The organism is Leucobacter sp. OLIS6, assembly GCF_002752355.1.
Lineage (GTDB): Bacteria > Actinomycetota > Actinomycetes > Actinomycetales > Microbacteriaceae > Leucobacter.
The window spans coordinates 33057-50625 of sequence record NZ_MRAV01000012.1 but is presented as its reverse complement, the minus strand read 5'-3'; the positions used below and the strand labels follow the sequence as shown (position 1 = coordinate 50625).

The following is a 17569-nucleotide window of genomic DNA, read 5'->3' as shown; positions in this document are numbered from 1 at the left end:
TCCCGAGGATGACTCAGCGGTCGCGAGCCTGCCACCAGCCGAAGGCGATCCAGAACCCGAGCGCGTCGACGAGGATTCCGGCGAGGAACAGCCAGAGCTCGGCGCCCGCGATGCTCGGCGCGAGGCCCATCAGATAGAAGCCGCCGAAGACGAGGATCGCCGATACGACGAACACGGGGATCGTCAGGGGGTGCGCGCGGTCGCTGCGCGGGGCGAAGAGCCCCTCTCCTTCGCCGGACGTCCGGTGAGCCGCGGTGGTCTCGGCGGTCTCGGTCATGGTGCGCTCGTCGGACACGGATCCTCCATTCATTCATGCACGAATACTTGGTGCATGAAATAACCATACGCCCAGGAACCGATCCGCGATAATCGAGGGATGACCGCAGCGGACCCGCTCTCCCTCGACCACCAGGTGTGCTTCGCCCTGACCGTCGCCTCGCGCAGCATCGTCGCGGCGTACAAGCCGGTGCTCGACCCCCTGGGGATCACGCACCCGCAGTACCTCGTGCTGCTCGCCCTCTGGGAGCACGAACGGCTCAGCCTCGGCAGTCTCGCGACGCTCCTGCATCAGGACGCGTCGACGCTGTCCCCGCTCATCAAACGGCTCGAGCAGCAGGGTCTGCTCGCACGGCAGCGATCCGCCGCGGACGAGCGCCGTCTCGACATCACGCTCACCGACGCCGGGCGCGCGCTGCGCACCCGCGCGCTCGAGGTCCCGCCGCAGATGGCGCAGCGGCTCGACATGACCGAGGACGAGCTGCGCGAGCTCCACGGGTCCATGATCCGCCTCATCGACGCGAGCCGCCTCTCGGTCGGCGAGCAGCCGATCTCGGCGAGTCGCGGGGAATAGCCGCCCGAGCACCCCGGTTGCACTCCGCATGACTGCCGTTCCGCTCTCCGTGCTCGATCTCGCCGCAATCGAAGAGGACGGAGACATCCGGTCGGCGCTGTCCCACTCGGTCGATCTGGCCCGCGCGGCCGAGACCGGCGGGTATCGCCGGGTCTGGTACGCCGAGCACCACAACATGCCGTCGATCGCGTCGAGCGCGACCTCGGTGCTCATCGCGCACATCGCGGCGCACACGAGCACGATCCGCCTGGGCGCCGGCGGGATCATGCTCCCCAACCATTCGCCGCTCGTCATCGCCGAGCAGTTCGGCACGCTCGCCGAGCTGCACCCCGGCCGCATCGACCTCGGGCTCGGCCGCGCACCGGGCAGCGACGGGGCGACGTTCCGCGCGCTGCGCCGCACGCACTCGGCATCCGAGAGCTTCCCGAGCGACGTGCTCGAACTGCAGGCCTACCTCTCGGACGAGCTGCCGCGGAACGCGGTCAACGCCTACCCCGGTCGCGGAACGAAGGTGCCGCTCACGATCCTCGGGTCGAGCATGTTCGGCGCGAGCCTCGCCGCGCAGCTCGGCCTCCCCTACGCCTTCGCCTCGCACTTCGCGCCGCAGGCGCTGACGGGCGCCGTCGCGCACTACCGTGCCACCTACCAGCCGAGCGAGGCGCACCCGGAACCGCACGTCATCGCGGGAGTAAATGTGGCGGCCGCCGAGACCGACGAGGCGGCCGAAGCGCTCTTCGCCCGGGCCGAGCTCGACCGGGTCCGCCGCTTCCTGTCGCGCGGGCGCGAGCGCGAGCTCACGGCCGACGAGGCCGCCCCGCTGCTCGACACCCCTGCCGGGCAGGAGATCCGCGGGATGCTGCGCTACACCGCGATCGGCGGACCGAAGCGCGTGCGCGAGGAGCTGGAAGCATTCGCGAAGCACGCGGACGCCGACGAGCTGATCACCGTGCACGTCGCACCGACGCGGGCCGAGCAGCTCGTCTCGCTGCGGGTCGCGGCTCCTGCTGCCTCGCTCGACGAAGCGCCCACAGCCTGACCCGGGCGCCCGCGCCGCCGCACCGGAACGAGCGTCAGAACTCCTCGTAGACCGCGGGGTCCTGATCCTTCAACCGGCCGTCGGGGCGGCCGAGCGCGGTGATCTCGGCGACCTCCTCGGCCGAGAGCGCTACATCGGCGGCCCGCAGGTTCTCGGCCTGCCGTCCCGGATCCGCCGATTTCGGGATCGGCACCGCACCGCGGGCGACGTGCCAGGCCAGGATCGCCTGCACGGGCGAGATACCGCGCGCCTCGGCGATGCGTTGCACCACGGGGTCCGCGGCCATGACCGGCCCTCGCCCCACGGGGCTCCACGCCTCGGTGATGATGCCGCGCTCGCGGTGGTACGCCAGCTGCTCCTCCTGCGGGAAGAACGGGTGCAGCTCGATCTGGTTGACCGACGGCCGCACGCCCGTCTCGGCCTCGACCCGTTCGAGGTGCTCGGGCAGGAAGTTGGAGACGCCGATGTGCCGCACGAGGCCGCGCTCGCGCGCTTCGATGAGCGCGCGCCAGGCCGCGACGAAGTCGCCGCTGATCGGGTTCGGCCAGTGGATCAGGTAGAGGTCGATGCGGTCGAGCCCCGTGCGGAAGACGCTCTCCTCGATGGTGCGGAGCGCGGCGTCGGTCGCGTGATGCCGACCCGGCAGCTTGCTCGTGACGATGAGCTCGTCCCGATCGACGGACGCGTCGCGCACCCCGCGCCCCACCGCGCCCTCGTTCTCGTAGTTGAACGCCGAGTCGAGCAGGCGGTAGCCCGCCTCGATGCCGCTCGTGACCGCTGCCGCACCCGCGACGCCGTTGAGGCGATAGGTGCCGAAGCCGATCGGGGGGAGAACCAGGCCGTCGTGGGATCGCTGCTCAGTCATGCGGTCAGCCTACGCCCGACCACCGACAGCGACGCTAGGCCGTCGTGACGTGCACGACGCCCTTCATCTCGGGATGGATCGAGCACAGGTAGGCGTAGTCGCCGGCCTTCGCGAACCGGTGCGTGTAGCTGCCCTCGCGCTGCAGCTTGCTCGCGAACTCCCCGTCGGACTGGATCACGTCGTGCTGGTCCGGGCCGATGAACTCCCACCGCACGGCCTGGCCCGGGGCGATCGAGACCTCGGCCGGTTCGTAGGCGTTGTCGACGACCTTCACGGTGACCGCGGCCTGCACGCCGTCGTCGGACGGCACGAACTTCGGCTTCGCCGGGGTGCAGCCGACGAGCGCCGCGGCACCGATGCCGACGAGACCGAGGGCACCGCCGAGCAGCGCGCGCCGGCCGAGGACCGCGTTCGCCGCGGGACGGCGAGTGTTCACCCCGCTCACCGCTGGTGCAGCGCGCGGGCCGCGTCGGTGATCGCGCCCGTCATCGACGGGTAGACCGTGAACGCGGAGGCGACCTGGTCGACCGTGAGCCGGTGCTCGACGGCGAGCGCGAGGCCGAAGATGAGCTCGCTCGCGCGGTGGGACACGATGACGCCGCCGATGACGGTGCCCGAGGCCTGCCAGGCGAACAGTTTCACGAAGCCGTCGGTGAAGCCGATCATCTTCGCTCGCGGGTTCACGCTGAGCGGGATCGTGTGCGAGATGGCCTTGGCCATATCGCTCGCGTCGGCAAGGCTGTGCTCGTTCCAGCCGACGGTCGCGATCTCGGGATAGGTGAAGACGTTCGACGAGACGTTGCGCAGGTCGATGGGGCGCACGAAGTCGCCGAGCGCGTGCATGATCGCGGTGCGCCCCTGCATCGCCGCGACCGAGGCCAGCGGGTAGAAGTCGGTGCAGTCGCCGGCCGCGTAGATCGACGGGATCGAGGTGCGCGCGACCTTGTTGACGTGGATGTGTCCGCTCTCGGTCAGGCCGACGCCGGCCTCCTCGAGGCCGAGCCCCGCGGTGTTGGGGATCGAGCCGACGGCCATGAGGCAGTGCGACGCCTCGATGGTGCGACCGTCGGAGAGCTCGACGCGCACGCCGTTCTCGGTGCGGGTGACGGAGTCGGCGCGCGACTTCGATATGACGTTCATGCCGAGGCGCTTGAACTCGCGCTCGATCACGGCAGCCGCGTCCTTGTCCTCGCCGGGGAGCACCTGCTCGCGGCTCGACACGAGGGTGACCTCGGCGCCGAGCGTGCGGTAGGCGTTGGCGAACTCGGCGCCGGTGACGCCGGAGCCGACGACCACGAGGTGCTCGGGGATCGCGGGCAGGTCGTACAGCTGCTTCCAGGTGAGGATCCGCTCGCCGTCGGGCTTCGCGCTGTCGAGCTCGCGCGGGCTCGCGCCGACCGAGACGACGATGGTGTCGGCCTCGATGCGGTCGAAGTCGGTGCCCTCGGCGCCGGCCGCGGTCGCCACGACCACGGCGTTGGGACCGTCGAGTCGGCCCTCGCCGTGCACGATGCGCACGCCGGCCTGCTCGAGGGTGCGGTGCATGTCGTCGGACTGCGCCGCCGCCATGGCGAGCAGGCGCTTGTTGACGGCCTTGAGGTTGACGGCGATCTCGGGGCGCACGGGCTTGCCGTCGCCGCCGGGCACGAACGTCTGCACGCCGAGCTTGCCCGAGTCGCGCACGGCCTGCACGCCGCCGGCCGTGCCGATGAGGCTCTTGGACGGGACCACGTCGGTGAGCACGGCGGCCCCGCCGACGCCGACTCTCTCGATGAGGGTCACCTCGGCCCCGAGCTGGGCGCCCGCGAGCGCCGCCTCGTATCCGCCGGGACCGCCGCCCAGCACTGCGATCCGGTGCTTCCGATCGAACGCATTCGCCATGCTTCACAGTCTATGCGCCCGAGCGTCCCTCCGGCTGTCCGGGATGCCGGGCGACCGGGGCCGTCATCTTCGCCGTCGGGGCATACCTCTCCGCGTAGACTCGGACACCGAATCGCACCGGGGGGACAGCTCGGAGCGTGGCCTGCGCACTGCTGCCCGAAGGAGACGTCACCGATGACCCCCACGCTTGAGAACCAGCTCGAACGCGATCCGGGCATGCCGGCGAGCAGTTGGCGGTTGCGCAGCGATGCGTGGGAGTTCCTCCGCTTCGCTGTGAAGCGCATCGCGCTCGAGGGGAACTCGGGCGATGCGCTCGCGAGCGACGGCGAGATCCGCCGCTCCCTGCGGGCGCTCGAGACGATCGAGCTCTACTGGGCCGGCTTCGGCCAGCGCTACGTGCGCCAGATCGGCGAGCTGCTGGCGCAGGGCGACGCCGCGGGCGCGCTCGACCGCATCGGCCGGGTGGTGCACCGGCTGCGCCGCACCACCGTCCCGGGTTCCGCGGAGGACTCGTTCGACGACGCGGAGCTCGCCGAGCAGCAGGACGATCAGGATCCCCGCCCGCGCTTCGAGGTGCTGCTCGTCGACGAGACGACCGCGGGCGACCGCGACGCGCTCTACGCCGAGGCCCAACGGCTGCGCACCAGCGCCGACGCGTTCATCTACGACTTCGTGATCGTGCCGTCCGCCGATGACGCCATCGCGGCACTGCTCACCAACCCCAACATCCTCGCCTGCATCGTGCGCCCCGGGTTCAGCGACCGCAGCCGCCAGGCGCTGAGCCGCGACCTGCGCGACTCGATCGAGCTGGCGCATCGGCAGCAGCCGGGGGCGGCGTCCGCGTCCCCGCGGAGCGCGCTCGCCTCGGTGCACCGGGTCATGCAGCTCGCCGATACGCTCGCCGCGCTGCGGCCGGAGGTCGACCTGTACCTCGTGGCGGGCGCCCACATCGAGGATCTCGCGGGCGCGCTCACGCATCGGTTCCGCCGCGTGTTCCGCCGGGAGGATCAGCTCGAGCTCCACCTCTCGCTGCTGCGCCGCGTCTCCCACCTCTACGACACCCCGTTCTTCTCGGCGATCCAGGATCACGCGCGCCGCCCCGTCGGCGTGTTCCACGCGCTGCCGGTCGGTCGCGGCGGTTCGGTCGTCAGCTCGAAGTGGATCCGCGACCTCGCCGATTTCTACGGCATGAACCTGCTGCTCGCCGAGACCTCGGCCACCTCGGGCGGGCTCGATTCGCTGCTCGCGCCGACGGGCGCGATCAAGAAGGCGCAGGATCTCGCGGCACGCGCGTTCGGCGCGCACCGCACCTTCCTCGTGACGAACGGCACCTCGACGGCCAACAAGATCGTGCACCAGGCGCTCGTCGAGCCCGACGACGTGGTGCTCGTCGACCGTAACTGCCACAAGTCGCACCACCACGCCCTCATGCTGACCGGCGGGCGGACCGCCTACCTCGAGGCCTACCCGCTCAACGACTTCGCGTTCTACGGCGCCGTTCCGCTCAGCAGGATCAAGCAGCTGCTGCTCGATTACCGGGCCGCGGGTCGGCTCGACGAGGTCCACATGATCACGCTGACGAACTGCACGTTCGACGGCATCGTCTACGACCCCGAGCGGGTGATGGCCGAGTGCCTCGCGATCAAGCCCGACCTCGTGTTCCTCTGGGACGAGGCCTGGTTCGCGTTCGCGGCGTTCCACCCGGTGACCCGGCGTCGCACCGCGATGGCCGCGGCGAAGCGGCTCGAGGGACGGCTCCGCACCGCAGCGCACGCGTCCGCGTACGAGCAGCAGCGCGCGCGCCTCTTCGATCCCGTGACCGGCGCGCCGCGCGACGACGAGGCCTGGCTGTCCGAGCGGCTGCTGCCCGCGCCCGACGCCCGGATCCGCGTGTACGCGACACAGTCGACCCACAAGACGCTGACCGCGCTGCGCCAGGGATCCATGATCCACGTCTACGACCAGGACTGGGCGCTCGAGGCCGAGTACGCGTTCCACGAGGCGTTCATGACCCACACCTCGACGTCGCCGAACTACCAGATCCTCGCATCCCTCGACCTCGGGCGACGCCAGGTGGAGCTGGAGGGCTTCGAGCTGGTGCAGCGCCAGCTCGATCTCGCGACGAGCCTCGCGCAGGCCGTCGCCCGGCACCCGCTGCTGCGCCGCACGTTCCGCGTGCTGACCGCGCATGACCTGGTCCCCGCCGACTACCGCGGGAGCAGCCGACCGATGCCGCTGCGCGACGGCCTGGCGGAGATGTGGCGGGCCTGGGACGACGACGAGTTCGTCGTGGATCCGAGCCGGGTCACCATCGAGATCACGCGCACGGGCGTCGACGGAGACACTTTCAAGCACCAGTACCTGATGGACCAGTACGGGATCCAGGTCAACAAGACGAGCCGCAACACCGTGCTGTTCATGACCAACATCGGCACCTCCCGCAGCGCGATCGCGTACCTCATCGAGGTGCTCGTGAAGCTCGCGCAGCGCTTCGAGCGGGATCGCGTCGCGCACGGCCTGCCACCCGTCGCGTCCGACGCCGAGGAGATGCCGCCGCTGCCCGACTTCAGCGCGTTCGCGCCCGCGTACGCGCACGATTCCGGGCTGCCGGACGGCGATCTGCGTTCCGCGTTCACCGACGGGCAGCGCCGCCAGCTGATCGAGTACGTCACGCCAGAGGAACTGCGCGAGCGCGTCGGCCGCGGCGACGAGCCGGTGTCCGCCGGGTTCGTGACGCCCTACCCGCCCGGGTTCCCCGTCCTCGTGCCCGGCCAGGTGATCACGGCCGAAGTGCTCGATTTCATGGCGGCGCTCGACACCCGCGAGATCCACGGTTTCGACCCGGCGAAGGGCTACCGCGTCATCCGCTAGGCTTCCCCGGTGCTCGCTGCCCTGAAATCCCCGCGCCTGCTCACCCGCGAGGTGCTCGCGGGACTCGTCGTCGCGCTGGCGCTGATCCCCGAGGCGATCTCGTTCTCGATCATCGCGGGCGTCGACCCCAAGGTCGGTCTGTTCTCGTCGTTCATCATGGCGGTCACCATCGCGTTCGTCGGCGGCCGGCCGGCGATGATCAGCGCGGCCACCGGCGCCGTCGCCCTCGTGATCGCACCCGTCTCCCGCCAGTACGGCTTCGACTACTTCATCGCCACGGTGCTGCTCGCGGGCGTGTTCCAGATCGCGCTCGGGGCGCTCGGCGTCGCGAAGCTGATGCGGTTCATCCCGCGCAGCGTCATGGTCGGCTTCGTCAACGCGCTCGCGATCCTCGTCTTCGCCGCGCAGTTCCCGCAGCTCATCGGCGTGCCGTGGGCGGTCTACCCGCTCGTCGCGGGCGGCCTCGCGATCCTGATCCTGCTGCCGCGGGTCACGAAGGTGGTCCCCGCCCCGCTCGTGACGGTCGCGATCATCACCGTGCTGGTCGTCGTATTCGCGATCAACGTCCCCACGGTCGGAGACCAGGGCGAGCTGCCGCGCAGCCTGCCCGAGCTGTTCGTGCCGAACGTGCCGCTGACGTGGGAGACGTTCGCGACCATCGCGCCGTTCGCTCTCGGCATGGCCCTCGTAGGACTCATGGAGTCGCTGCTCACCGCGAAGCTCGTCGACGACATCACCGACACGCACTCGAACAAGACCCGCGAGTCGTGGGGGCAGGGCGTCGCCAACATCGCCTCGGGCCTCTTCGGCGGCATGGGCGGCTGCGCCGTCGTCGGGCAGACGATGATCAACGTGAAGGTGTCGGGGGCCCGGACCCGGATCTCGACGTTCCTCGCGGGCGTCTTCCTCCTGATCCTGGTCGTCGCGCTCGGCGACGTGGTGGCCGTGATCCCGATGGCCGCGCTCGTCGCGGTGATGATCGTGGTCTCGGCCAGCACCTTCGACTGGCACTCGGTGCGTCCGTCGACGCTGAAGCGCATGCCGTTCAGCGAGACGCTGGTGATGGTGGCGACGGTGGTCGTGGTGCTCGCCACTCACAACCTCGCGATCGGCGTGGTCGCCGGGGTGTTCGTCGCGTCGGTGCTCTTCGTACGGCGCGTGGCGCGGGTCGTCTCGGTCGAGCGCCAGCTCACCGAGGTCGACGGGGTGCCGCAGGCGCGCTACACCGTCACGGGCGAACTGTTCTTCGCGTCGAGCAACGACCTCACGACCCAGTTCGCCTACGCCGAGGATCCGGCGCGCGTCGTCGTCGACCTCAGCCGATCCCACGTGTGGGACGCGTCGAGCGTCGCCGCGCTCGACGCCGTCGTCACCAAGTACGGCCACCGCGGCACGACGGTCGAGATCGTCGGGATGAACCCGACCTCGCACGACTTCCACGGCCGTCTGAGCGGCGGGCTCTGAGCCGGTTTCCGAGCGGGTCTCCGAGCCGATTCGGGTGCGGCGAACGGCGACCGGATCCTGCCGGAACTCGCCATTCGCCGCACCCGAATCTGCGCGGTGCCGCGTCAGCCCTCGTGCACCACGCGACCATCGACGACGGTCAGGCGGATCGGCAGCTCGGGGAGCTCGTCGGGCGAGGTCTCGACCGGATCCCGCTCCCATACGGTGAGGTCCGCGACGGCGCCGACCGCGAGCACGCCGCGATCCTCGTGGCCGCGAGCGAGCGCCGGCCACAGCGTGTAGGCCAGCAGCGCCTCCTCGCCCGAGAGCCGCTGCTCGGGCTCGAACACGGTCGCGTGCGGGTCGCCCGGCGTGTGGCGCCCGCGGGCCCACGCCATGCCGAGGCGGGGGTCGTACTGGGCGACCGGCCAGTCCGATCCGAGCGTCAGGCGCACGCCCGCGTCGAGCACGCTGCGCACCCGGTATCCGGTCTCGTCGCGCCCCTCGCCGAGGCGCACGGCCCAGTTGTCGCTGTGGTCCGCCGCGCGCCACTGCATGTGCAGCGGCTGCATCGAAGCGGTGACCCCCGCGTCGCCGCGTCCGGCGTTGAATCCGCGCAGCTGCTCGACGTCCTCGTCGGCGAGCACCTCCAGGTGTTCGATCGAATGGAACGGCAGGCCCTCGCGTTCGGGCAGCGTCGCGTAGACGTCGAGCACCCGGCTCACGGCGTAGTCGCCGACCGCGTGGGTCGCGATCAGCATGCCGGCGTCGTGGTACGCGCGCACCACCTCGGCGTAGCGGTCCCACGACGGCCAGAACGGCACCCGGCCGTCGCCGCAGGCGTCGACCGTGTGCAGCCATGCCGTGCCCGTGTCGATCACGCCGTCGCTGAACAGCTTGATCCCGTCGTTGCGCCAGAGGCGCCCCGCCCGGTCCTTGCCCGCGATGGTCCGCGCCACGTCCTCATCGGTGTCGCCCACCGCGTGCCAGTGGTGCACGGTGAGGCGGTGATCCAGCTCACCGCGCTCCTCGAGCTCGGCGAGCAGATCGACCGTGCGGTCCTTGCCGTCCATGATCGCGCCGCCAGTGAGGCCGACCGCGGCGAGCCGGCGGAACATGTCGCGCAGCGCGTCGCGCTCGGCCTCGTGGGAGGCCTTCGGCGCAGCGTCGAAGAGCAGGTTGTAGGCGGTGGGCTCGCGCAGCTCCCCGGTCGGCGTGCCGTCCGCGTCGACCACGATCTCGCTCGCGTCGTCGAACTCGCGCGCACCGGTGATACCCGCGGCTTCGAGCGCCGGGGCCGTCGCGAGCCCGGTGTGCAGGTCGTAGCAGATGAGCGCGACGGGACGCCCGGGAGCCGCATCGGCGAGCAGGTCGCCGCGCATGCCCGTGCGCTCGAACGCCTCGTACTCGAGGTTCCAGCCGCGCAACCACGCGCCCTCGGGCAGTCGCGCGTGCTCGGCGGCGAGCGCCGCGCGGAGCTGTTCGACGGTCTCGAGTCCGCCGAGGTCGAGTCCCGCGGTCACCTCGGCGGCCCAGTGGGGGTGCGTGTGGGAGTCGAAGAGGCCGGGGGTGACCACCGCGCCCTCCAGTTCGCGCACCGCGATGCCCGCCGCCTCCGCCTCGGTGCGCACCGCGGCGTCGTCGCCGATCAGTGCGATGCGGCCGTCGCGCACGAGGATCGCGGTCGCCTCCGCATCCGCGCCGGTGTTGGTGCGCAGTCGCGCACCGATGAGGGCGAGGTCGCCTCCGCGGGATTCGGTCATCTTCGGTCCTCTCGGGAGTCAGTGACGCCCGATGGCGTCGAAGTGGTCGCGCGGCTCGGCCTCCGCGCCGAACCGTCTCGGATCCCAGTGTGCCTGGAATTCGGGGTCGCCGGTGCCGCCCTCGACGAGTTCGGCGAGGTACTCGCCCATGAACGCCGCGTACTTGAAGCCCTCGCCCGAGTCGCCGCAGGCGAGCACGACCGCGGGGTGCACGCGTCCGACGACGAAGTCGCCGTCGCCGGAGTCCGTCCAGGTGCACACCTGGGTGCCGAGCACGATCGGCGGCACGGCCGCGAGGTCGCGCTCGACGCGCGCCCGGATCGTCTCGGTCCGGTCGGGCACCGCGGCGCGGTCGAGGTCGTCGCCGAGGGTGCCGTCGACGAGCCGGCGCAGCGGCTGGTCGAGCCCCATCTTGTAGCCCGCGGCCCCGTTCGGCATGGCGTAGACGCCGGGCTCGTCGCCGATCGGGCAGTCGACGAGACCCGGGAGGTAGGGGGCGGGCGGGCTGAGCGCCGGATCGCCGAGGTACACGACCTGCTCGATGTAGGGCGTGAGCGGCAGGCGCAGGCCGAGACCCGGCAGCAGCTCGGCCGTACCCGGTCCTGCGGCCAGCAGCAGCTGCTCGGCCTCGTGCACGGTGCCGTCCTCGAGGACCGCGGTCGCGGTCGTCGCGCCCGGTTCGATCCGCACGACCCGGCTGTGCGGACGGTAGTCGCCGCCGGCACCGAGGAACGCGCGGAGCGCGCCCGCGAGCAGGCGGTCGGCGTGCACGACGCCCGCCTGCTCGACGAACAGCGCGTCACGCCCGTCGGGCCGGAGGCCCGGGAACGCCTCGCCGACGCGATCGGCCGCCACCCGCTGCACGGGCTGCCCGATCGATGCGAGCGCCTCGGCGACGGCCGGGAGCGACCGGTCATCGCGCCAGAGCAGGCCGGTCCGCCGGAACACGGGCTCCCCGAGCCGATCCCCCAGGCGTTCCATCGCCCCGAGGGTCTCGAAGATGGACCGCGCTCGCCACACCTGCGTATCGGCGAGCCGCCACAGCCGCGAGCTGCCGCCGTTCGAGGCGTACGGCCCGCCCGGCTCGAAGCGTTCGAGCAGTGTGACCTGCCAGCCGAGCTCCTGCAGTCGCAGTGCGGCGGGAAGCCCCCAGGCTCCCCCGCCGACGACGATCGCGCGTTCGCGTCCCGTGGACATGGCCCGCTCCGCTCAGTCGGTCACGGTCGTGTAGTGCTTGCGCAGCGGCTCGTGCACGCGCCAGACGCCGCGCCAGCCCGACGGCATCACCATGATGTCGCCGGGGCCGAACTCGGTCGGGGCCTCGCCGTCGGCTTCGACGGTGACGCGGCCCGAGAGGATCGTGCAGATCTCGGTGTAGCCGTCGCGGAACGCGGTGAAGTCGCCGGGGAGGCACTCCCAGAGCCCGGTCTCGATGGGGCCGCGCGCCCAGACGGCGAGGCCGGCCTCGGTGAGGCCCTCGGTCAGTGCGGTCGGCTTGGGCGCGTGCGGCCCGAGGTCGAGCGCGGCGGTGCCGTGCGCGGCGATGGTGGGGATGCTGTCGTTCATGGGGTCCTTCCCGCTCAGTGGCCGCGGCCGGTGATCACGTCGGCGACGTGGGCGATGGGCGAGGTCTTCGACCGCCCGCCCAGTTCGGCCCGGTCAGCCATGCCGTAGGCCGCGTAGAGGCCCTTCGTCGCGATCCAGCGCAGCGGTTCCGGCTCCCACTTGCGCACCCGGTGGTTCACCCACGGCAGGCTCGCGATCTCGGTGTCGTTGCCGAGGATCAGGTCCGCGATGGTGCGGCCGGCGAGGTTCGTCGACGTGACGCCCGTGCCAACGTACCCGCCGCCCCACGCGATCCCCGTCTCGCGGTCGAGGCCGACGGTCGCCGCCCAGTCGCGGGGTACGCCGAGCACACCCGACCACACGTGGTCGATGCTCGCCCCGCGGGTCGCGGGGAAGAAGCGGTGGAGGATCTCGCTCAGCGTGTCGACGGTGCTGAGCGCCGTCTGCCCGTCGGTGTCGGTCTGCGAACCGTACTTGTAGGGCACCCCGCGTCCGCCGATCGCGATGCGGTCGTCGGACGTGCGCTGCGCGTACATGTAGACGTGCGCGAAGTCGCCGAGCACCTCCCCCTCGCTCCATCGCAGCTCGTCCCACACCTCGGCGGACAGGGGCTCGGTCGCGATGAGCGAGGAGTTCATCGGCAGCCAGAGCCGCTTGAGGCCCTTGAGGCCCGCGGTGAAGCCCTCGGTCGCGCGGACGATGTAATCGGCCGACACGGTGCCGTGGGTCGTGCGCAGGCGGTGCGGCTCGATCTCGACCACGCGGGTGCGCTCGTAGATCTCGACGCCGAGCCGCTCGACCGCGTCGGCGAGGCCCGACGCGAGCTTCGCCGGCTGGATCCGCGCCGCGTGCGGGTGCCAGACGGCCGCCCGCGTGCCGGCGACGTTGATCTTCGCCCGCGCCTCGGGTGCCTCCAGCAGTTCGAGGTCGGTGGAGCGCCACGACTGCTCCTCGGCGGCGAACGCGCGGATGCGCGCCTCCTGCGCCGGGGTGTAGGCGACGTTGAACTCGCCGCCCTTCTTGATGTCGGCGTCGATCCCCTCGGCCGCGGCGACCCGGATCACCTCGTCCACGGTCTCGTTCATGGCGCGCTGGAACCGCTCGGCCGCGTCGCGGCCGTGCGTGGGCTCGTACTGCGCCCGCCCGCCGGTCATGGCCGAGGTGAGCCAGCCGCCGTTGCGTCCGGACGCGCCGTATCCGGCGTGCCGCTGCTCGACCACCACCACGCGCAGCTCGGGACGCTGCTGCTTCAGGTAGTAGGCGGTCCAGAGTCCGGTGTATCCGGCGCCGACGATGGCGACGTCGGCGGTCAGATCGCCCGGCAGCTCGGGTCGCTGCTTCGGGGTGCCGACCTGCTGCCACCAGTGGGAGACGTTGCCGTTGATCATGGGTATCGAGCTTCCTTGCGAGATGGATGATGGGTGGAACGGAGCGATCAGGCCGCGACCGCGTCGGCGGTCGCGCCCGGTTCGGCGTCGAACACCGACGCACGGGCCGGGTCCCAGCTCAGCCAGGCCGACTGCTCGTCGCCCGACAGCCAGTCGAGCGCGCGCGGGCCGCGGACCACGCCGGTCGAACCGTCGGGCAGCACGACCTCGTACTTCCAGCCGGAACCGAGGTAGATGGCTTGGCGGATCGAGACGGGGATCGCGGGACGCCCGGCGCCGACCTCGGTGTCGCTGGCGAAGAGTTCCCCGTGCTCCGGACGCACGACGGTGATCGTGCGGCCGTCGTCGCTCAGCACCTTCGTCGACTCGCCGATGAAGCCCGCGACGAACAGCGACGCCGGAGTCTCGTAGAGCTGCTTCGAAGTGCCGACCTGCTCGATGCGGCCGTTGTTGAACACCGCGATCCGGTCGGAGAGCGTGAGCGCCTCCTCCTGGTCGTGGGTCACGAACACGAAGGTGCGGCCCACCTCGCGGTGCACGCGCCGCAGCTCGAGCTGGAGCCGCTCGCGCAACTGCTTGTCGAGCGCGCCGAGCGGCTCGTCGAGCAGCAGCACCTTCGGCTCGAACACGAGGGCGCGCGCGAGCGCCACGCGCTGCTGCTGCCCGCCCGAAAGCTCCTTCGGCGCGCGATCCTCGTAGCCCGAGAGCCCCGCCGTGAGCAGCGCGGCGCGCGCCCGGGCTTCGGCCTCGGGCTTCGCGACCTTGCGCTGCCGCAGCGGGAAGGTGACGTTGTCGAGCACGCTGAGGTGCGGGAACAGCGCGTAGTGCTGGAACACGATGCCCAGGTCGCGCTTGTGCACGGGCACGTCATCCATGCGTTTGCCGTCGATCTCGACGTACCCCGCGGTGAGGTCGGTGAACCCCGCGATCAGGTTGAGCGTCGTGGTCTTGCCCGAGCCCGACGGCCCGAGGAAGGTCATGAACTCGCCCGGCTCGACCTGCAGCGAGACGTCGTCGAGCGCGATCGACTTCGGGTAGTGCTTCGAGACGCCCGCGAGCAGGATCTCGGCACCGGTCTGGTTACGCCCTTCGGCCACGGTTCTTCCTTCCGGTGAGCACGAGCGCCACGATGACGAGCGTCGTGATGAGCACGAGGATGACGGTCGCGGCGGCCGCGAGCGTCGGGTCGGTGTCGCGAGTCACGCTCGCGTACATGAGGACGGGGAGGGTGTTGAGGTAGGGGCTCTTGATGAAGAGCGACAGCATGACCTCGTCGAACGAGGTGACGAACGCGAACAGCGCGCCCGAGACGACCCCGGGGATGATGTTCGGCAGCGTCACCGCGAAGAAGGTCTTGAGCCGGCTCGCGCCGAGACTCAGCGCCGCGAGCTCGAGCCGGTCGTCGAAGCCGGCGAAGCCCGCCGTGATCGCGATGACCGTGAACGGCAGCGCGAGCACCGTGTGCGCGAGCACGAAGCCGACGAGGGTGCCGACGAGGCCGAGCTTCAGGAACACCGAGTAGAGGCCGATCGCGACGACGATGCCAGGCACCACCATGGGCGCCAGCAGTCCGATCCGCAGCGTCGACGACGCCCGCTTGCTGGTGAGGGCCCGCAGGCCGAGCGCGGCGAGCAGGCCGAGCACCGTCGCGAGCAGCGCGACCAGCAGGCCGATCAGCAGCGAGTTGCCGAGCGCCGAGGTCCACGCCGGGTTCGAGAAGAACGACTCGTACCAGCGCAGCGACCAGCTCTCGGGCGGGAACACGAACGATGCCTTCCCGGTGAAGCTCAGCGGGATCACCACCAGCGTCGGCGCGATCAGCCAGACCGCGACGAGGATGCTGAACGCCCACAGGATCCCGCGTGTGAGCGGAGTGACACGGATCATGAGAACACCTCCACCGCGAGGCCGCGTTTCTTCGCCCCGCGCGCCACCAGACCGACGAGGCCGAGCAGCACGAAGGTCGACACGAGCAGGATCACGCCGAGCGCACCGCCGCGGCCCCACTGCAGCAGGCTGCTCACCTGCGCGTAGATCGCCTGGGCCAGCATGCTGTCCGATGGCGAACCCAGCAGTGCGGGCGTGACATAGAAGCCGAGCGCCTGGATGAACACCATCAGCGCGCCCGCGGCGATGCCGGGGAGCGACAGCGGAAGGAACACGCGGAGGAACGCGACCGACGGCCGGGCGCCCAGCGAGCGGGCAGCGGTCACGAGCCGCCCGTCGATCCCGCTCATCACCGCGTAGAGCGGCAGCACCATGAACGGCATGAGCACCTGGCTGAGACCGATGAGCACGCCCGTGTTGCTGCGCAGCAGCTTGACCGGGCCGAGGTTCAGCAGCTCGAGGAAGCTGTTCACGACGCCGGAGTCCTGCAGCAGAACGATCCACGCGAAGGTGCGGATCATGAGCGAGGTCCAGAACGGGATCAGCGCGATCACCACGAGCCAGGCGCGTGCCCGGGGCCCGACCACGGTCATGAGGAAGGCGTACGGGTACGCGAGCAGCAGGCAGATGACGGTCGCCAGCGCGGCGTTGCCGAAGGTGCGCAGCAGGATCCCGATGTTCTGGGAGTTCTCGAAGGCCCAGACGTAGTTGTCGAGACCGGGCTGCGGGTCGCTGACGCTGCGCCACATGCTCTCGAACACGGGGTAGGCGAAGACGCCGAGCAGCAGCGCGTACGCCGGCAGCAGGAGCAGGAGCGCCCGGACGGGTGCGCGCCGCGAGGTGTTCGCGGCGCGCACCACCGGGATGTTCGTGGTCGTCACGGTGAACCGATCAGCCCTGCAGCCACTTCGTCCAGCGCTCGAGCTCGGAATCGTAGTTCTCCGCCCACCACTTCGCGTCGGTCGGGACCATCTGCTTCGCGATCTCGGGCGCCGTGGTCAGGTACTCCTCGCCGAGCGCGTCGAGCTTCGGCTCCGCCTCGGTGTTGACCGGCGAGTACGAGGTCAGCTCGGTGAGCTTCTCCTGCTGTTCCTTGCCGAGGTAGTAGTTGATGAACGCGAACGCGGCATCCGGGTTCTTCGCGTTCTTCGGCACGCCGAGCGCCTCGGTGATCTGCAGCGCCTGGTTCCAGATCGGCTTGTAGTCGGCGCCGTTCTTCACGGCGGCGTAGCCGCGGCCCGACCAGACGAGCGCCATGTCGGCCTCGCCCGACTCGATCATCTGCTGCGACTCCGCGCCCGTCTTCCAGTAGATGAGGCTGCTGCGGATCCCGTCGATGCTCTTGTACGCGCGATCCATGTCGAGCGGGTAGAGCTTGTCGGGCGCGACGCCGTCGGCGAGCAGGGCACCCTCGTAGATGCCGGGGCCCACGTCCTCGAAACCGGCGATGGCGCGCTTGCCCGGGAACTTCTGGGTGTCGAAGAAGTCCTTCCACCCGGTCGGCGCGGTGGGGTACTTCTTCGCGTTGTAGAGGATCACGTAGCCGTACTGCATGGCGGGCACGTAGCAGTCGCCGACGAGCCCGTCGGGCACCTTCGACGTGTCGACGATCTTCTTGTCGAGCGGCATCAGCAGGCCCTTGTCACCGCACTGCTTCTGCGCCCAGATGATGTCGGTGTCGACGACGTCCCACGTGACCGCGTTGTTGTCGACCTGCGCCTTCACCTTCGCGTACTCGGTCGGGCCGTCCTCGAGCACGGTCGCGCCCGAGGCCTTCGCGAAGGGCTTGCCGGCGGCGTCCATCTGCCCCTTCTGGAACACCCCGCCCCACGAGACGAAGGTCACGGTCGAGCCCTGCAGCGCGCCCTCCTTGACCGTTCCGGCTTTCGCGGGACCGCTGCCGAGATCGGCTTTGGGAGCGCCTCCGCCCGAGGCGCAGCCGACGAGCAGTGCGCCGGCTCCGAGCAGTGCGAGGGACGACGCGACCGCGCGCCGCATCCGCTGGGTTGATGACATGGT

The 17569-nt window shown here is 70.8% G+C and carries 16 protein-coding genes; 4 read left to right on the top strand and 12 right to left on the bottom strand.

All coding sequences use genetic code 11. The features are described 5' to 3' along the window. Window positions 1-13: 13 nt before the first annotated feature. Entirely contained in the window at window positions 14-295 is a 282-nt protein-coding gene (locus tag BMH31_RS09215; protein ID WP_099724071.1) for a hypothetical protein, read from the bottom strand. Between the two features lie 81 nt (window positions 296-376). Here BMH31_RS09215 and BMH31_RS09210 point away from each other — a divergent pair, with 81 nt between their 5' ends. Together BMH31_RS09210 and BMH31_RS09205 are read left to right on the top strand one after the other, a co-directional pair. Beyond that, on the top strand, window positions 377-850 hold the full coding sequence (locus BMH31_RS09210) for a MarR family transcriptional regulator (protein WP_099724072.1): 474 nt from the start codon (window positions 377-379) through the stop codon (window positions 848-850). Between the two features lie 28 nt (window positions 851-878). Further along, a complete protein-coding gene (locus tag BMH31_RS09205) occupies window positions 879-1886 on the top strand; it encodes an LLM class flavin-dependent oxidoreductase (RefSeq protein ID WP_099724073.1) in 1008 nt (335 codons plus the stop codon). Window positions 1887-1920: 34 nt separating this feature from the next. Here the strand turns inward: BMH31_RS09205 and BMH31_RS09200 are convergent, their stop codons facing one another. The 3 genes from BMH31_RS09200 to BMH31_RS09190 are packed head-to-tail and all read right to left on the bottom strand — an operon-like array spanning window position 1921 to window position 4632. Beyond that, window positions 1921-2751, bottom strand: coding sequence for an aldo/keto reductase (locus BMH31_RS09200; RefSeq protein ID WP_099724074.1), 831 nt, complete (start codon window positions 2749-2751; stop codon window positions 1921-1923). Between the two features lie 34 nt (window positions 2752-2785). Continuing rightward, a complete protein-coding gene (locus BMH31_RS09195) occupies window positions 2786-3187 on the bottom strand; it encodes a cupredoxin domain-containing protein (protein ID WP_099724176.1) in 402 nt (133 codons plus the stop codon). Window positions 3188-3192: 5 nt separating this feature from the next. Beyond that, window positions 3193-4632, bottom strand: coding sequence for an NAD(P)H-quinone dehydrogenase (locus BMH31_RS09190; protein WP_099724075.1), 1440 nt, complete (start codon window positions 4630-4632; stop codon window positions 3193-3195). Between the two features lie 174 nt (window positions 4633-4806). Between BMH31_RS09190 and BMH31_RS09185 the strand changes: the two genes are divergently transcribed. Next, window positions 4807-7503 (top strand): ornithine decarboxylase, encoded by a 2697-nt coding sequence (locus BMH31_RS09185; RefSeq protein WP_099724076.1) that lies wholly within the window; start codon window positions 4807-4809, stop codon window positions 7501-7503. Between the two features lie 9 nt (window positions 7504-7512). Then, window positions 7513-8967, top strand: a complete 1455-nt coding sequence (locus BMH31_RS09180) for a SulP family inorganic anion transporter (RefSeq protein WP_099724077.1) — start codon at window positions 7513-7515, stop codon at window positions 8965-8967. A 104-nt stretch (window positions 8968-9071) separates the two neighbouring features. Here the strand turns inward: BMH31_RS09180 and BMH31_RS09175 are convergent, their stop codons facing one another. From BMH31_RS09175 to BMH31_RS09140, 8 genes are read right to left on the bottom strand one after another with little or no spacing between them, the layout of a single operon-like run. Further along, window positions 9072-10709, bottom strand: a complete 1638-nt coding sequence (locus BMH31_RS09175; RefSeq protein ID WP_099724078.1) for an amidohydrolase — start codon at window positions 10707-10709, stop codon at window positions 9072-9074. Window positions 10710-10727: 18 nt separating this feature from the next. Next, window positions 10728-11906, bottom strand: coding sequence for an FAD-dependent oxidoreductase (locus BMH31_RS09170; protein ID WP_099724079.1), 1179 nt, complete (start codon window positions 11904-11906; stop codon window positions 10728-10730). Window positions 11907-11918: 12 nt separating this feature from the next. Then, a complete protein-coding gene (locus tag BMH31_RS09165; protein WP_099724080.1) occupies window positions 11919-12275 on the bottom strand; it encodes a cupin domain-containing protein in 357 nt (118 codons plus the stop codon). Window positions 12276-12289: 14 nt separating this feature from the next. Beyond that, on the bottom strand, window positions 12290-13663 hold the full coding sequence (locus tag BMH31_RS09160) for an FAD-binding oxidoreductase (protein ID WP_099724081.1): 1374 nt from the start codon (window positions 13661-13663) through the stop codon (window positions 12290-12292). Between the two features lie 47 nt (window positions 13664-13710). Then, window positions 13711-14760: an ABC transporter ATP-binding protein gene (locus tag BMH31_RS09155; protein ID WP_099724082.1), complete on the bottom strand. Its 1050-nt coding sequence runs from the start codon at window positions 14758-14760 to the stop codon at window positions 13711-13713. Further along, the gene (locus BMH31_RS09150) at window positions 14744-15550 is read right to left on the bottom strand and encodes an ABC transporter permease (protein ID WP_099769561.1); all 807 of its coding nucleotides are present in this window, start codon (window positions 15548-15550) and stop codon (window positions 14744-14746) included. The genes BMH31_RS09155 and BMH31_RS09150 overlap by 17 nt, the downstream gene beginning before the upstream one ends. Next, window positions 15547-16431 (bottom strand): ABC transporter permease, encoded by an 885-nt coding sequence (locus BMH31_RS09145; RefSeq protein WP_099724084.1) that lies wholly within the window; start codon window positions 16429-16431, stop codon window positions 15547-15549. The genes BMH31_RS09150 and BMH31_RS09145 overlap by 4 nt, the downstream gene beginning before the upstream one ends. A gap of 10 nt (window positions 16432-16441) precedes the next feature. Continuing rightward, window positions 16442-17566 (bottom strand): ABC transporter substrate-binding protein, encoded by a 1125-nt coding sequence (locus tag BMH31_RS09140; protein WP_241898217.1) that lies wholly within the window; start codon window positions 17564-17566, stop codon window positions 16442-16444. Between the last annotated feature and the right edge of the window lie 3 nt (window positions 17567-17569).

What these genes read in the sequence shown, in the direction of transcription:
- BMH31_RS09150 (WP_099769561.1), bottom strand. Translation starts at nt 15,550, where the DNA reads ATGATCCGTGTCACTCCGCTCACACGCGGGATCCTGTGGGCGTTCAGC.
- BMH31_RS09170 (WP_099724079.1), bottom strand. Translation starts at nt 11,906, where the DNA reads ATGTCCACGGGACGCGAACGCGCGATCGTCGTCGGCGGGGGAGCCTGG.
- BMH31_RS09200 (WP_099724074.1), bottom strand. Translation starts at nt 2,751, where the DNA reads ATGACTGAGCAGCGATCCCACGACGGCCTGGTTCTCCCCCCGATCGGC.
- BMH31_RS09140 (WP_241898217.1), bottom strand. Translation starts at nt 17,566, where the DNA reads ATGTCATCAACCCAGCGGATGCGGCGCGCGGTCGCGTCGTCCCTCGCA.
- BMH31_RS09190 (WP_099724075.1), bottom strand. Translation starts at nt 4,632, where the DNA reads ATGGCGAATGCGTTCGATCGGAAGCACCGGATCGCAGTGCTGGGCGGC.
- BMH31_RS09175 (WP_099724078.1), bottom strand. Translation starts at nt 10,709, where the DNA reads ATGACCGAATCCCGCGGAGGCGACCTCGCCCTCATCGGTGCGCGACTG.
- BMH31_RS09185 (WP_099724076.1), top strand. Translation starts at nt 4,807, where the DNA reads ATGACCCCCACGCTTGAGAACCAGCTCGAACGCGATCCGGGCATGCCG.
- BMH31_RS09210 (WP_099724072.1), top strand. Translation starts at nt 377, where the DNA reads ATGACCGCAGCGGACCCGCTCTCCCTCGACCACCAGGTGTGCTTCGCC.
- BMH31_RS09165 (WP_099724080.1), bottom strand. Translation starts at nt 12,275, where the DNA reads ATGAACGACAGCATCCCCACCATCGCCGCGCACGGCACCGCCGCGCTC.
- BMH31_RS09205 (WP_099724073.1), top strand. Translation starts at nt 879, where the DNA reads ATGACTGCCGTTCCGCTCTCCGTGCTCGATCTCGCCGCAATCGAAGAG.
- BMH31_RS09160 (WP_099724081.1), bottom strand. Translation starts at nt 13,663, where the DNA reads ATGATCAACGGCAACGTCTCCCACTGGTGGCAGCAGGTCGGCACCCCG.